Consider the following 15,044-nt stretch of genomic DNA (forward strand, 5'->3'; position numbering starts at 1 on the left):
TCCGCCTGTCAGACCGCAATTGCGGACACCGGGGACAGGTTTTTTTGAAATTGAAAGACACTTTCTAAGGAATGGGCTGCCAATGAAATTTATCAAGTTCCTGCTTCTTGTGTGCGTGGTGTCTCTTTTCCTTCCGGTACAAACTGGTTTTGCGCAGTCATTGCCGGGCATAGGCTCACAAAGCAGCGCAGCGCCTGCAACGGCACAGGAACTTCCGACTCCCCTGACACCTGAAACCGTGCGCGACCTCGTTTCGCGGTTGTCGGACGATCAGGTCAGGGCCATGTTGCTGGACCGGCTCGATGCCGTTGCGCAGGAGCAAGCAATTGACGCAGAACCGAGTGATGGTCTGATCACCGAGCTTTCGCAAATCGGCACCGGACTGCTGGCGCGTTGGGGCAAGGTCATCCGTGACCTGCCAACGATATTTTCGTCACAAGGCAAGGCCTTTGCCAACTTTTACGACCAGTTCCCCGGCAGCGGGATCATGTGGCTGGTGGGGTTGACGGCGCTGGCCTTGGCCATTGGCTTTGCGGCGGAAAGGGCGGCGCTCTTGGGGCTCAACCGCTGGTTCCCACCTCGAAGCAGCGCCGACGGAACAGATTTGCGGTCGGCGGTGGTTTATCTCTTTGGCCGTTTCGGCCGCGAGTTTTTGGGCCTTCTCGTGTTTTTTATTTTTGTCAGGTTCGTCGGCGCGCGTTTGCTCGACAGCCAGCAGTTGATGTTTGCGGCGCCATTCCTGTTCTATCTGATCTGGATCCCCCGTGTTGGGGCTGCCGTGTCGCGGATGCTTCTGGCACCGCAACAGCCGGATATGCGGATCGTGAATATCGATGATCACTGGGCCAAATACCTGCATCGGCACCTGATCGGGCTGTTCCTGTTGATCGGTGTGTTGCTATTCATCATTGATTTCGATCTTAAGACCGGTCTGACGACGGGTGAAATCGTGATCACGTTCTGGCTCAACCTCGGGATTCACATCTATCTGGCCTATGTCGTCTGGCAAGCGCGCGCGGGGCTGACCGACATGATGCGCGGGACGGATCCGGATCGGACGGCATTCGATGAAAAAGTCGCTGTCGGTTTTCCTTATTTCGCAATCTTCGTGTCAATCGCGACGTGGTTTGCTGTAGAGGTCATGGTTGTTGTTCAGGATTCGCCGACCCTTGAGCGTCTGCGGGGCGGTGCACATTATGTCACCATGTTCTGGCTCTTGGCAGCACCGGTGATCGATACTGCGATCCGCGGAATTGTCCGCCATCTGCAACCTCCCATGAGTGGAGAGGGCGATATCGCCAGGGCGGCCTATGTCTCGACCAAGCGCAGTTACATCCGCATCGGACGTATGGTCGCCGTCGTCTTTGTCGTCTTGATGATCGCCAATGCGTGGGACATCGATTTGCGTGATCTTGTATCGTCGCGGGTTGGCGACACCTTTGGGGCCAACCTGATCCAGTTCGTGCTGACGCTGGGTATCGGCTATGTTCTCTATGAGCTGATGTCGGTCTGGGTGAACCGCCGTTTGGCCCGCGAACAGACACAAGGCGGGGACCATGTGGCGGAGTCCGGTGGCGAGGGCGGTGCCCCGGGTCAATCGCGTCTGGCCACGGTGCTGCCCTTGATGCTCATCTCGGGCCAGGTGGCCATCGCCGTGATCTTCGGCCTGCTGGCCGTCGGCGCACTGGGCATCGACATTGCACCGCTTCTGGCCGGTGCCGGTATACTTGGTCTGGCTATTGGTTTCGGCGCTCAGAAACTGGTGACGGATATCGTATCCGGCGTCTTTTTCCTGATCGACGATGCGTTCCGTGTGGGTGAATATGTGGATGTGGGTGGCACCATGGGGGCGGTCGAAAAGATTTCGATCCGGTCCATGCAGTTGCGCCACCATCGCGGCCTTGTGCACACCATTCCCTATGGCGGCATCGAGAAGGTGACCAATTTCAGCCGTGACTGGGTCATCATGAAACTGATGTTCACCGTGCCGTTCGATACCGATCCCAACCAGGTCAAGAAGATCTTCAAGAAGATCGGCGCAGAGATGATGGAAGATCCGCTGTTCAAGGATGATTTCCTCGAGCCCTTCAAAAGTCAGGGCGTGTTCCAGTTTGACGACGTCGGCATCGTGATGCGCGGCAAGTTCATGGCCAAGCCGGGCAAGCAGTTCACCATCCGCAAAGAGATCTATAACCGGGTGCGCAACGAGTTTGCCGCCAACGGGATCGAGTTTGCGCGTCGTGAAGTGCGGGTGGCCATTCCTGGACTGGAAGATCATGACGATCTGACTGACGAGCAGAAGACGGCCGTCGCGGGGGCCGTCAGCGGTGCCGTTCAGGCGCAAGTCGAAGAAGAGAACGCTGCCGCCGAAGCAAACAAGAAATAGATGGGAATGCCTTCTCGGTCCTTGACCGAGAAGGCGCGCTCGGACCCCCGGGTCAAGCGGAGATGTATCGCTCGAACCGGTGTGATGCGTTCAGGTAAATCACAGGGCCGGGTTGGCCTGTGTCGAACCTGCCAAACCCGAGCGCGTCGCGCAGCAGCGCAGCGGGCCGGGTTGTCGTCATGGCGAAGGCGCGCGCCGGTTCAAGCCCGACCGTTTCGATCAACACCGACAGCGCTTTTGAAAACTCCAGATCCGCGCCCGCCAGGGTGCCGTCTTGCAGAGTCAGGCGACCATTCTGGCGCAGGACTTTCCGACCGTTCAGCAAGAACTCCGCAATGTCTGACCCGACGGTAGACATGGCATCGGTGACCAGAAAAATGTCGCTGTTTGCGGCCAGTGCGGCCCGCATGCTGCCCGCGTGCACGTGAATGTTGTCCGCGATCAGCCCGGCTGCGATCCCCGGCGTGCTGAGCGCTGCACCCACTAGGCCCGGCGCGCGGTTGCCCATCTGGCTCATGGCGTTGAAAAGGTGCGTGACGCAGCGCGCGCCGGACGCAAATGCCTCCACCGCATCGCCATAACTGCAATCCGTGTGCCCGAGCGAGACGATCACGCCGGCATCGGACAGTCGGGCGATTTGCGCGTAAGTGGTGCTCTCCAGCGCGACCGTGACCATCACATTCGGCAAACGGCGGGCCGCCTCGCAGAGAAATGCTTCGTCCACATCCTCCATCGCCCGGATCAGTGCGGGATCATGGGCGCCTTTGCGCGCGACGGACAAATGCGGGCCTTCCAGATGGACGCCCAGGATACCCGGAACGCCTTGCGCGATTGCCTCTTCGACCGCGTCCACAGCAGCGCGGGTCTTGTCCCGCGTGTCGGTGATAAGGGTGGGCAACAGTGCGGCCGTGCCTGTTGTGGCATGGGCGCGGGCAATTTGCGCCACGCCTTGCGCGTTGGTTTCATCATTGAACATGACGCCGCCGCCGCCGTTGACCTGAAGATCGACAAATCCGGGCATCAATGTGCCGCCGTCCAACGGCTCAATTTCGACGTCAGGCGGCACAGAATCCGGTGCGACAATGCCGTCGATGCGCGTGCCGTCCAAAACCAGCGCTTTGCCGGAGAGTAGAGACGTGCCGTCAAAGATGTCGGCCCCCAGATATGCGCGTCTGCTCATACGGTTTCCGTCACTTTCTGGAGGTGGCGCGGTTCGTCGGGGTTGATGCCCCGCGCAACGGCCACCTGTTCGACCATCGCATAAAACGACACGATCAGGGAGATGGGATCCGTCAGCGGATGCGCGGTGCGCGCGGTCGGAAGGTGCGTCGCTTTTGACACCTTGTCGGACGTCACAAAAACTTCGGCCCCCTTTTCGGCAATCTGTTCGGCAACACCGACAAGCGAGGCTTCGGCCTGATCTGCGGCGGTCAGGGCAATGACCGGAAAGCCGGGGCTCACGATCGAAACGGGCCCGTGCAGCACCTCTGCCGACGAATAGGATTCGGCGTGCAACTGGCAGGTTTCCTTGAACTTCAACGCCGCCTCATTCGAGATGGCATAGGCCGGGCCACGGCCCAGACAGAACACCGATTGCGCGTTCGCCATTTTCGCGCCCAAAGGTGACCAGTCGGCCTCGACCGCGCGTGCCAGAACTTCGGGCAATGCCCTGATGGCGGTCAGCAATTCCGCATCCTGTCGCCACTCGGCCAAAAGCCACAGCGCGGACACGAGGGACGTCACGAATGTCTTTGTCGCCGCAACGCTGCGTTCTGATCCGGCGTGCAGGTTAAGCGTATGATGGCCAACCTGTGCCAGATCGCTGTCCGCATGGTTGGTCAGCGCAAAGGTCAGCGCGCCTTCTTCGGCGGCCATTCTGGCCATGCTCACGATGTCAGGGCTTTTGCCCGATTGCGAAACCGCAAGACATGCGCTGCCCGCAAGCTTCAGACGGCGGCCATAGATCGACGCAACCGATGGGCCGACAGAGGCAACGGGGACGCCACACATCAACTCGCTGGCATATTTGAAATAGGTCGCGGCGTGATCCGAAGACCCGCGAGCGACCGAGATCATGAAGGCCGGATCGTGATCGGCAAGGGCCCGGGCCGCAACGGTCATGTTGGCTTGACCGGCCAGCAGCAGGCGTTCGACGGTCTCCGGAATCTCGCGGATTTCGCGCCGCATATGGCTTGTCGATGACATGGTCACTCCTTCGACAGTGTGAGTTCGGCAACGAAGTTGTAAGCGTCGCCGCGATACAGGGATTGGGTGAATTCGGCGATACGGCCGTCTTTGAGGTGTGAAATCCGCACGATGCGCAGGCCCGCATCGCCCGGAGGCACCTCCAAAAGCTCCGCCTCGCGAGAGGCGAGGTTGATGGCAGATATCTTTTGCAACGCGCGGATCGGGCGGTGCCCGTCACGCTCCAGCACTTCGTACAGCGAAGTTTCGACAATCAGTGGATTGGGCAGGATATCGGCCGGCAGGGATGCACTTTCGATGGCCATGGGCTGGCCGTCAGCCAGCCGCAGTCTGGAAATCCGCGCGACATTGGCATCGCGTGACAGATCCAGCATGTTTCGCTCTTCGGCAGAGGGCATGAAAAGCCCACGCTCCAGCCAGCGCGACGACACGGATTTGCCGCGGCGCTCCATATCCTCGGAAAATGAGGTGAGGCGTGTGAGCCTTTGTTCGATCTGCGCCACCTTGGAGGAAATGAACGAGCCCGAGCCTTGTTTCTGGATGATCGTGCCTTTGTCGGCGAGCGACTTGATCGCCTTGCGCACGGTGACCCGGGAAAAGTCGGTGATCGCGGCAATCTCTCGTTCGGCGGGCAGGGGGCTGCCCGGGGCCAGAATGCCCTGTTCGACCCCGTCCGTCAGGCGCTGCCGAAGTTGAATGTAGCGCGGACCACCATCCGCCCGGAACCACGTTGACGGGGCGAGAAAGTCAGAGATATTCATGCCTGCGACTCCCTCTCTTTGAGCTGTTGCCGAGCCAGGTGCAGAGCGCCATCCAGTGCCACGCCTGCGGGCGGCTCAATTCGAGCGCGGTAAGCCGGTTGCAAGTAGGGCTCATAGTGGGGGCCTACGCCACCCGTCAGGCAGACGGTTTCTGTTTCGGTGATCCCGGCCAAATCCAGCACCTTGTTCAGATACTCTGCGCCGCGCGACATCAACAGGCGTCCTGCGGCGTCATCGTCCGTCGCGGCGGACACCACCATGGGCGCGAATGTCGCAAATTCGGATGGTGTGGCCTGCACGGCGAAGGTGGCGATTTCGGTGGGCGTATCATTGAAGCGGGACAGCACTGCGCGGGTGAGGGCGCTTTGCGGCACCAGCCCGTCGGCGGCATACAGACTGTGTTCCAGAACCGCGCGCCCGAGCCACGCCCCCGAAGCCTGATCGCCCACGGCCAAGCCCCAGCCACCCCAGAATGTGACATCTGCCCCCCGGCGCGCCGCCACGAAAGACCCGGTGCCAACAGCAAGCACCGCACCGTCACGGGGTCCAAGTACCCCAAGGGCGGAGGTCATCCGATCATCAGAGACCGTGCAAACCGCGAAGGGCAGGCGCGCCACCATGTCAGCGACGTCATGTGGTGTCAGGATGCCTGCGAGGCCCACATGGGTCGTGAGTGTTGCCATGTCGAGCGGCGTGTTGATCAGCCGAGCGGCTGCGCGCACAGCATCCAACACGCTTTGCGCAGCTTGCGCCGGGTTCGTGGTGTAATTGGCCGGACCGCCGGAGGCCCGCGCCAGCACGTTGCCACCCGCGTCCGCAATGAGAGCACGACAGCCGGTGCCACCGCCGTCCACTGCACAGATAAGGTGTGTGATTCCGCTCAACATATAATACCTATTCCATACCTTTTTCTTAATATGAAGCATAATCTGCATGCCACGCCATGGTAATTCAATTTTATCGGGAATTAATTACAATATGACAAAAAAGTTAGACAAAAGGTATTGTATAGGTATTACTTGTGAAGATAGGGGAATCATCATGGATTATAGCAAGATGCAGGACCAACAGACTGTGCCAATAGATACACTTGCGCGCAGTGATGCCTTGGCGACCATGCTTGCCTCCCATATGGCCGCCCTTGTTGCGATGGCACCTGCGCAAGCAGCCATCGATCGCGCGGCGGAGCAGGTGGCCACCACGCTCGCTGCCGGGGCAACATTGGTCTATGCCGCTGCCGGCAGTTCGGGGCTTATGGCGCTTGCCGATGCCAGCGAGTTGGCCGGGACATTCGGCATTCCATCCGATCAGGTCCGTGTCTGTATGGCGGGGGGCGTGCCAATTGATGGCGTCATGCCAGGCGACACTGAAGACGACGCCCAAGACGCCACGCGTGCGGCGCAGGCGATGAAGTCCGGCGATCTGGCTATCGTTCTCAGCGCCAGCGGCACCACGCCTTATGCGATTGCTTTTGCCAAGGTGGCCAAGGAACAGGGCAACACAGTTGTGGCCATCGCAAATAGGGAAAACACCCCGCTTCTGGCGATGGCGGATGTCGCGATCGGTCTGTCCACCGGGCCGGAGGTCCTCGCAGGTTCGACGCGGCTTGCTGCGGGCACAGCGCAGAAAGTCGCGCTGAACATGATCTCGACGCAGGCGGGCATTTTGTTGGGCCATGTCCATGACGGGCTGATGGTCAATCTGGTGCCGGACAATATCAAACTGCGCCAACGGGCACTGCGGATCGTGATGCAAATCACCGAGGCGACAGAAGAAACCGCACGAGCTGCGCTGGATATTGCAGAATATGACACGAAACTTGCCGTTCTGATCGCCGCGGGCCTTAATATCGAGGTGGCCAGAAAACGGCTGAGCGAGTCGGGTGGGCGGTTGCGGGCCTGCATGCCCGATCCAGGAACAACGACAAATTGAACAACAAACCAAGGGAGTTACCAATGATGAGACTTTCAACCAAGGGCGCGTTTCTTGCAACGACGCTGCTGGCGGCCACGGCGGCCAGCGCTCAAGAAGCGACGCTGATCATCGAAAGCTGGCGCAATGACGATCTGGCGATCTGGCAAAACGAAATCATCCCGGCCTTCGAGGCCGCGCACCCCGGCATCTCGGTCAAGTTCACGCCGTCCGCGCCGGCCGAATACAACGCGGTGCTGAACTCCAAGCTGGATGCGGGCTCTGCGGGCGATATCGTCACATGCCGTCCCTTCGACGCGTCACTGGCGCTGTTCGAGGCCGGCCATCTGGCGGACCTGAGCGATCTGGACGGCATGTCCAGCTTCTCTGACGTGGCAAAGTCGGGCTGGTCCACCGATGACGGCAGCGCCACATATTGCGTGCCCATGGCCTCGGTCATCCACGGCTTCATCTATAACAAGGACGCCTTCGAAGAGCTTGGCCTGAGCGTGCCCACCACCGAAGCGGAGTTCTTTGCTGCCCTCGACACGATCAAGGAAGACGGCAGCTATATCCCGATGGCGATGGGCACCAACGACCAGTGGGAAGCGGCCACGATGGGGTACAACAACATCGGTCCGAACTACTGGAAGGGTGAAGAGGGCCGCAATGCCCTGATCGCGGGCGAACAGAAGCTGACGGATGAGGCATGGGTCGCCCCGTACCGCCAGCTTGCCAAATGGGGTCCCTATCTGGGCGACGGGTTCGAGGCACAGACCTATCCTGACAGCCAGAACATCTTTACCCTGGGACGCGCTGCGATCTATCCGGCCGGATCTTGGGAAGTCTCGGGGTTCAACAACCTGGTCGACTTTGAGATGGGCGCTTTCTATCCGCCCGTGCAGAATGCGGGCGACACCTGCTATATCTCGGATCACACCGACATCGGCATCGGCATGAACGCGGCGACGGAACACCCCGAAGCGGCCATGACGTTCCTCAACTGGGTGGCATCGTCCGAATTCTCGACGATCTTCGCCAACGCGCTGCCGGGCTTCTTCCCGTTGTCGAACGCCGAGGTGACTTTGGAAGATCCGCTGGCGCAGGAATTCATCTCGTGGCGCGGTGAATGCGAAAGCTCGATCCGGTCGACCTACCAGATCCTGTCGCGCGGCACGCCCAACCTTGAGAACGACACCTGGAACGCCAGCGCCGCCGTGATCAAGGGCACCGAGACGCCCGAAGAAGCCGGCCAGCGTCTGCAAGACGGCCTGGCAAGCTGGTACGCCCCGCAGCAATAAGCGGTCATGACCACGGCCTCTGGCGGCTCGCACCGCCAGAGGCCTCAAGTCTTCAGACGTGCAGGGGGCAGGATGGCACATACGACCAAGCAAAAACCCAGATATCATATCGCTGTTTTTCTGGCCCCGGCCGTCATCGTTTACACGGCGGTGATGATCTATCCGCTGTTCAACACGCTGCGTCTGGCCCTGTTCACCGAGATCGATCAACAGCGCGTCTGGGTCGGATTGCAGAACTTCCGCACGCTTTTTGGCGATGCGATCTGGTCCGATCAGTTCTGGAATGCACTTGGCAACAACGCGTGGTTCTTCCTCATTCACATGTTGGTGCAGAACCCCATTGGTGTGGCTCTCGCGGCGATCCTGTCCTCGCCGCGCCTGCGCTTTTCCGCCTTTTATCGCACGGCGATCTTTATCCCGACCATTCTGTCCTTCGTGATCGTGGGCTTTGCCTGGAAGCTGATCCTGTCCCCGATCTGGGGGATCGCGCCGGATATGCTGGATGCCATCGGTCTCAAATTTCTCTATGCGCCGTGGCTCGGCAAGGAAGAATACGCGCTGACCACCCTCAGCCTTGTGTCGGTCTGGCAATATGTGGGCATACCCATGATGCTGATCTATGCCGCGCTGCTATCTATCCCGGATGAGATCCTGGAGGCCGGTGAATGCGACGGGATCACCGGTATGTCTGCGTTCTTCAAGATCAAGCTGCCGCTGATCCTGCCCTCGATCGGGATCATTTCGATCCTGACCTTCGTGGCGAACTTCAACGCTTTTGACTTGATCTATGCCGCCCAGGGCGCGCTGGCGGGGCCGGATTTCTCCACCGATATTCTGGGCACCTTCATGTACCGCACCTTCTTTGGGTTCCAGCTGCAGCTTGGTGATCCGCATATGGGCTCGGCCATTGCATCGGCCATGTTCGGGGTCATCCTGATCGGAGTCTGTATCTACCTTTTCGGCATTCAGCGCCGCTTGCGCAGCTATCAGTTTTGAGGGGCCGGACAATGAGCACCCTTCGCAAACCCGCAGGCACCACGATCGCCGCCCATGCCATCCTGATCACCTATACGCTGATCGCGCTGTTCCCGGTGTTCGTGATCCTGATCAACAGCTTCAAGACCCGCAGGGCAATCTTTCGCGAACCGCTGGCCTTGCCCAATGCAGACAGTTTTTCGCTGATCGGCTACCAGACGGTGTTCAATCAGGGCGATTTCTTTCTCTACTTCCAGAATTCGATGATCGTCACGGTCGTGTCGCTGACGCTGATCTTGTTGTTCGGCGCGATGGCGGCTTTTGCGCTGGCAGAGTACGGGTTTCGGGGCAACACGTTGATGGGCCTTTACCTTGCGCTGGGCATCATGATCCCGATCCGGATCGGGACTGTGGCCATTCTTGAAATGATGGTGTCGACCGGCTTGGTCAACACGCTGACGGCGCTGATCCTCGTCTATACGGCCCAAGGCTTGCCGCTGGCTGTCTTTATCCTGTCGGAGTTCATGAGAGGTGTCAGCGATGATCTGAAGAACGCGGGCCGCATCGACGGGCTGAGCGAATACCAGATTTTCTTCCGGCTGGTTCTGCCGTTGGTGCGCCCGGCGATGGCGACGGTGGCGGTGTTCAACATGATCCCGATCTGGAACGATCTGTGGTTCCCGCTGATCCTCGCACCCGCCGAAGAGGTCAAGACGCTGACGCTGGGCAGCCAGGTCTTCATCGGCCAGTTCGTGACGGATTGGAACGCGGTTTTGTCGGCGCTGTCGATGGCGATCCTGCCGGTGATGATCCTCTATGTCATCTTTTCACGCCAACTGATCCGGGGCATCACATCGGGAGCTGTCAAATGAAGGTCCTTGTCGCAGGTCTGGGCAATATGGGGCGCAGTCACGCACTGGCCCATCACGCCGATGCGAGGTCCGAGATTGTGGGGCTGGTGAACCGGTCCCATGTCGATCTGCCGGAAGCCTTGCAGGGCTATCCACGCTTCGATGAATTCACCACCGCGCTTGAGGTGACAGAGCCTGATCTGGTCGTCGTCGCCACCTATACGGACACGCATGCCAACTATGCGATTGCAGCGATGGAGGCTGGCGCGCATGTGTTTGTCGAAAAGCCGCTGGCGGGCACTGTGGCTGATGCTGTTGATGTGGTCGCAACTGCAGAACGTCTGAACCGGAAGTTAGGCGTCGGATACATTCTGCGGCATCACCCAAGCTGGCAACGCCTGATCGCCGAGGCGCGGGGCTTGGGGGGGCCCTATGTGTTTCGCCTGAACCTCAACCAGCAGTCCGACGGACCCACATGGGAAACCCACAAGGCGCTGATGGAAACCACGTCGCCGCTGGTCGACTGCGGCGTTCATTATGTCGACGTGATGTGCCAGATCACCGACGCGCAGCCGGTCAAGGTCAACGGCATGGGCTTGCGCCTCTCCGACGAAATCGCACCGGACATGTACAATTACGGTCAGTTTCAGGTGGTCTTCGACGATGGCTCAGTCGGTTGGTACGAAGCGGGCTGGGGCCCGATGATGTCCGAGACGGCCTTTTTCGTCAAAGACGTGATCAGCCCGAATGGCGCAGTGTCCATCACTGACGGCAACAAGGGGGCCTCGGACGATGTGGACGGCCATACCAAGGTGGGCGGCCTGTTGGTGCACCGTCCCGGCAACGACCAGTTGATCGACCTGCCGGATGAACCGGGCCACCAGGCGCTATGCGACGCAGAGCAAACCTGGATCATCGACGTGATCCAGAATGACGCCGACCTGACCCGGCACATGAACGACGCGGTGCAATCTCTGCGCATCTGCCTGGCTGCGGATGAAAGCATCCGCACCGGCCAAACCGTCCACTTGGGAGAGACCGTATGACAGCCCTCAAACTTGAAAACGTCAACAAATCCTTTGGCCCGGTGCATGTTCTGAAGGATATCAACCTGACCGTGGAAGAGGGCGAGTTCGTCGTTTTTGTCGGTCCCTCTGGTTGCGGAAAATCCACCCTGCTGCGCGTCATCGCCGGGCTGGAAGATGCCAGCAGCGGCACCGTTCAGATCGGCGATGACATCGTCAACGACGTGCCCCCGGCCAAGCGCGGCATCGCGATGGTGTTCCAGTCCTACGCGCTCTATCCGCACCTGACAGTGAAGGGGAATATGGGGCTGGGCCTGAAACAGGAAGGTCAGCCGAAATCGGTGATCGAAGAGCGCGTGGACAAGGCCAGCAAAATGCTGGACCTCGACGATTACCTGACCCGCCGCCCGGCCGAACTGTCCGGCGGGCAGCGCCAGCGTGTGGCCATCGGCCGGGCAATCGTGCGCGACCCAAAGCTCTTCTTGTTCGACGAACCGCTGTCAAACCTCGATGCCGCGCTGCGCATGAACACGCGGGTCGAGATTGCAGCCCTGCACCGGACACTCTCGGCCTCCATGATCTATGTGACACATGATCAGATCGAGGCGATGACGCTGGCTGACAAGATCGTCGTGCTGCGCGACGGACGCATCGAGCAGATCGGCAGCCCGATGGAGTTGTACAACAATCCGGCCAATCGCTTTGTCGCGGGGTTCCTTGGATCTCCGTCGATGAACTTTCTGGTACGGTCTGTGCCCGGTGTCGCTCCGGGGCAAACCATTGGGATCCGGCCCGAATACCTTGGTTTGCGGGCTGACGGACAAATTGCCGGACAGGTAACGCATGTGGAACGGTTGGGCGGGGACACCAACCTGCTGGTCAGAACGGAGCAGGGCGAGACGCTGACCGTGCGCCTGTTTGGTCAGAATGACACGCAGGTCGGGGCCGATGTGCGCCTCGGCTTTGATCCGCAGATGGCGTTCTACTTTGACGAAACGGATCACCGCGTTTTGCCGAAAGCGGCGTGATTGGCGCTGTCAGGGCGGGCCGCACCATTTGACACCCGTGTCCTTGCCTGTGTTTCGAACATCAAAATGTGGTGGGGGGTGCGCGCAGGATCATCCTGAAACGCTGTCTTGTCCATTGTATACTGTGGCATGCTGCCGCATACCGTAGCTTGTCAGGCACACTGTAGTTCAACAACGTCAATGAGTTGCGCAAGAAAGCGCCCGCTCAATCAGCGCTGATGCAGATTGAAAAGTAGACTTTCAGACGCCAAGCGTTTACGGGGCAATCAGCAACGGAAAGGTTTTGAAAAATGGCAAGTAGCTCGACACCCGATATCATTTACACCAAGGTTGACGAGGCGCCGCAACTGGCCTCCGCATCGTTGTTGCCCATCATTCGCGTCTTTGCGGATGCCGCCGGGATTTCGGTCGGCACCAAGGATATTTCGCTGGCAGGGCGCATCATCGCCGCGTTCCCGGAACGCCTGACGGATGCGCAAAAGCAGCCCGACGATCTGGCCGAGCTTGGCGAACTGGTGAAACAACCGGATGCGAATGTCATCAAGCTGCCCAACATCTCTGCCTCGGTGCCACAACTGGTTGCCGCCGTAACGGAGCTTCAGGCGCAAGGCTATGACCTGCCGGACTATCCCGAAGAGCCGACAACAGACGCCGAGAAAGAAGCCCGCGCACGTTATGATGCGATCAAGGGATCGGCGGTGAACCCGGTTCTGCGCGAAGGCAACTCGGACCGCCGCGCGGCTGTTGCTGTCAAGAAATATGCCATGGCGAACCCACATTCGATGGGCACATGGTCTGCAGACTCCAAAACACGCGTCTCGACCATGTCTGAAGGTGATTTCCGCTCAAACGAAACCTCCGTCACTTTGAGCGACGCGCAGGCGGGTGCGGCACGGATCGAACACGTGGCACCTGATGGCACCGTCACTGTGCTCAAGGACGGCGTGACCTTTCCTGCCGGGACGGTGGTGGACGCCACTTACATGTCGGCCAAGGCGCTTGATGCGTTCCTGACCGAGCAGATTGCTGCCACCAAGGCCGATGGCACGCTGTTCTCCCTGCACCTCAAAGCCACGATGATGAAGGTTTCTGACCCGATCCTGTTTGGCCATGCGGTGGTCGCCTATCTCAAGCCTGTCTTTGACAAGCATGCTGCTGCATTTGACGCCGCCGGCGTCGATCCGAATTCTGGCTTGGGGTCGGTTCTGGCTGTGATCGAAGGCATGCCCGAAGGCGCCGCCATCAAAGCCGAGATCGATGCGCTGATGGCCGAGCGGCCCCCGCTTTACATGGTGAACTCGGACAGAGGGATCACAAACCTGCATGTGCCGTCCGACGTGATCATCGACGCCTCGATGCCCGCCCTGATCCGCGCCGGCGGAAAAGGTTGGGGCCCAGATGGCAAAGAAGCAGATTCCAATTGCGTGATCCCTGACAGCTCTTATGCCGCCGTCTATGACGAAGCGGTCAAGTTCTGCAAAGCAAACGGTGCGGTAGATCCGACCCGCGTGGGCACCGTTCAAAACGTGGGTCTGATGGCGCAAAAGGCCGAGGAATACGGCTCGCACCCGACGACATTTGAAATCCCTGCCGACGGCACGGTGCGTATGATCGCGGCGAACGGTGACATCCTGCATGAGCATACAGTTGAGGCAGGCGACATCTGGCGGTCTGCCAGCACCCGTCGCGCGCCCATTGAAAACTGGGTCCAACTGGCCGTTGAACGTCAAAAAGCCGAAGGCTGCGACGCAATCTTCTGGCTGGACGACACCCGTGCCCATGACGCCGAGCTGATCAAGATGGTCAAGCCCTTGCTGGCCGAAGCAGGTGCTGCGGACAAGTTCCGCATCATGGCACCGCGTGAAGCAACGCGGGAGTCATTCGAAACGATCTATGCGGGCAAAAACAGCATCGCCGTCACCGGCAACGTGCTGCGGGACTATCTGACGGACCTGTTCCCGATCCTGGAACTTGGAACGTCGGCCAAGATGCTCTCCATCGTCAAGCTGATGAAGGGCGGTGGCCTGTTCGAAACGGGTGCGGGTGGATCTGCCCCCAAGCACGTGGAACAACTGGTCGAGCAAAACCATTTGCGTTGGGATTCACTGGGCGAATTCTGCGCCCTTGGCGAAAGCCTGAAATATTTCGGCATGGTCAACGACAATGCCAAGGCCACGATCCTTGGCGCCGCCGTGGATACAGCCACGCAGGGCATCCTGGACCATAACAAGTCTCCGGGCCGCAAGGTGGGTCAGCCGGACAACCGCGACAGCCACTATTTCTTTGCGCTCTACTGGGCCCAGTCGCTTGCGGCGCAAACCGAGGACGCTGAACTGGCGGCGCATTTTGCACCGATTGCCGAAGCACTGGCCAACAATCAGGACGCGATCACCGCAGAACTGGCGGCAAGTCGGGGCGCGGCCGTGGACCTTGGCGGATATTATCACACGGATGATGCAAAGACGGCTGCGGTCATGGCCCCCTCCGCGACTTTGAACAAGGTTCTGGGTACCGCCTGAACCTGCTGGCGGGCACGTGTCCGTCAATACACACCCAAACGCCATCGCCTTTTCAACGAGGCGGTGGCGCTTTTTCTTGAAA

Annotated in this window: 12 protein-coding genes; 8 read left to right on the top strand and 4 right to left on the bottom strand. The window is 59.7% G+C overall.

The features are described 5' to 3' along the window. The first annotated feature begins 82 nt into the window (after positions 1 to 82). A complete protein-coding gene (locus LC354_RS04050) occupies positions 83 to 2,386 on the top strand; it encodes a mechanosensitive ion channel family protein (RefSeq protein WP_223421564.1) in 2,304 nt (767 codons plus the stop codon). Positions 2,387 to 2,438: 52 nt separating this feature from the next. On the opposite strand, the gene nagA is transcribed toward LC354_RS04050, so the two are convergent. From nagA to LC354_RS04070, 4 genes are read right to left on the bottom strand one after another with little or no spacing between them, the layout of a single operon-like run. Further along, positions 2,439 to 3,566 carry an N-acetylglucosamine-6-phosphate deacetylase gene (nagA, locus tag LC354_RS04055; RefSeq protein ID WP_223421565.1) on the bottom strand — a complete coding sequence of 376 codons (1,128 nt, stop codon included), beginning with the start codon at positions 3,564 to 3,566 and terminating at the stop codon, positions 2,439 to 2,441. Beyond that, positions 3,563 to 4,591, bottom strand: a complete 1,029-nt coding sequence (locus tag LC354_RS04060; RefSeq protein WP_223421566.1) for an SIS domain-containing protein — start codon at positions 4,589 to 4,591, stop codon at positions 3,563 to 3,565. The genes nagA and LC354_RS04060 overlap by 4 nt, the downstream gene beginning before the upstream one ends. A 2-nt stretch (positions 4,592 to 4,593) precedes the next feature. After that, positions 4,594 to 5,352 carry a GntR family transcriptional regulator gene (locus tag LC354_RS04065; protein WP_223421567.1) on the bottom strand — a complete coding sequence of 253 codons (759 nt, stop codon included), beginning with the start codon at positions 5,350 to 5,352 and terminating at the stop codon, positions 4,594 to 4,596. Then, complete coding sequence (locus LC354_RS04070) at positions 5,349 to 6,239, bottom strand: BadF/BadG/BcrA/BcrD ATPase family protein (RefSeq protein ID WP_223421568.1); 891 nt, start codon at positions 6,237 to 6,239, stop codon at positions 5,349 to 5,351. The genes LC354_RS04065 and LC354_RS04070 overlap by 4 nt, the downstream gene beginning before the upstream one ends. A gap of 154 nt (positions 6,240 to 6,393) precedes the next feature. Between LC354_RS04070 and LC354_RS04075 the strand changes: the two genes are divergently transcribed. The 7 genes from LC354_RS04075 (at position 6,394) to LC354_RS04105 (ending at position 14,962) form a co-directional block, all read left to right on the top strand. After that, complete coding sequence (locus tag LC354_RS04075; RefSeq protein ID WP_223421569.1) at positions 6,394 to 7,284, top strand: N-acetylmuramic acid 6-phosphate etherase; 891 nt, start codon at positions 6,394 to 6,396, stop codon at positions 7,282 to 7,284. Positions 7,285 to 7,310: 26 nt separating this feature from the next. Beyond that, positions 7,311 to 8,564, top strand: a complete 1,254-nt coding sequence (locus tag LC354_RS04080; RefSeq protein ID WP_399202940.1) for an ABC transporter substrate-binding protein — start codon at positions 7,311 to 7,313, stop codon at positions 8,562 to 8,564. A gap of 72 nt (positions 8,565 to 8,636) precedes the next feature. Further along, positions 8,637 to 9,560 carry a carbohydrate ABC transporter permease gene (locus tag LC354_RS04085; RefSeq protein WP_223421571.1) on the top strand — a complete coding sequence of 308 codons (924 nt, stop codon included), beginning with the start codon at positions 8,637 to 8,639 and terminating at the stop codon, positions 9,558 to 9,560. Positions 9,561 to 9,571: 11 nt separating this feature from the next. Next, positions 9,572 to 10,411, top strand: a complete 840-nt coding sequence (locus LC354_RS04090) for a carbohydrate ABC transporter permease (protein WP_223421572.1) — start codon at positions 9,572 to 9,574, stop codon at positions 10,409 to 10,411. Further along, complete coding sequence (locus LC354_RS04095) at positions 10,408 to 11,436, top strand: Gfo/Idh/MocA family protein (protein ID WP_223421573.1); 1,029 nt, start codon at positions 10,408 to 10,410, stop codon at positions 11,434 to 11,436. Before LC354_RS04090 ends, LC354_RS04095 begins: the two co-directional genes overlap by 4 nt. Beyond that, positions 11,433 to 12,443: an ABC transporter ATP-binding protein gene (locus tag LC354_RS04100; RefSeq protein ID WP_223421574.1), complete on the top strand. Its 1,011-nt coding sequence runs from the start codon at positions 11,433 to 11,435 to the stop codon at positions 12,441 to 12,443. The genes LC354_RS04095 and LC354_RS04100 overlap by 4 nt, the downstream gene beginning before the upstream one ends. A gap of 290 nt (positions 12,444 to 12,733) precedes the next feature. Then, positions 12,734 to 14,962: an NADP-dependent isocitrate dehydrogenase gene (locus tag LC354_RS04105; protein WP_223421575.1), complete on the top strand. Its 2,229-nt coding sequence runs from the start codon at positions 12,734 to 12,736 to the stop codon at positions 14,960 to 14,962. The last annotated feature ends 82 nt before the right edge of the window (positions 14,963 to 15,044 follow it).

This window comes from Tateyamaria pelophila (assembly GCF_019966495.1).
GTDB classification, from domain to species: Bacteria; Pseudomonadota; Alphaproteobacteria; order Rhodobacterales; family Rhodobacteraceae; genus Tateyamaria; species Tateyamaria pelophila.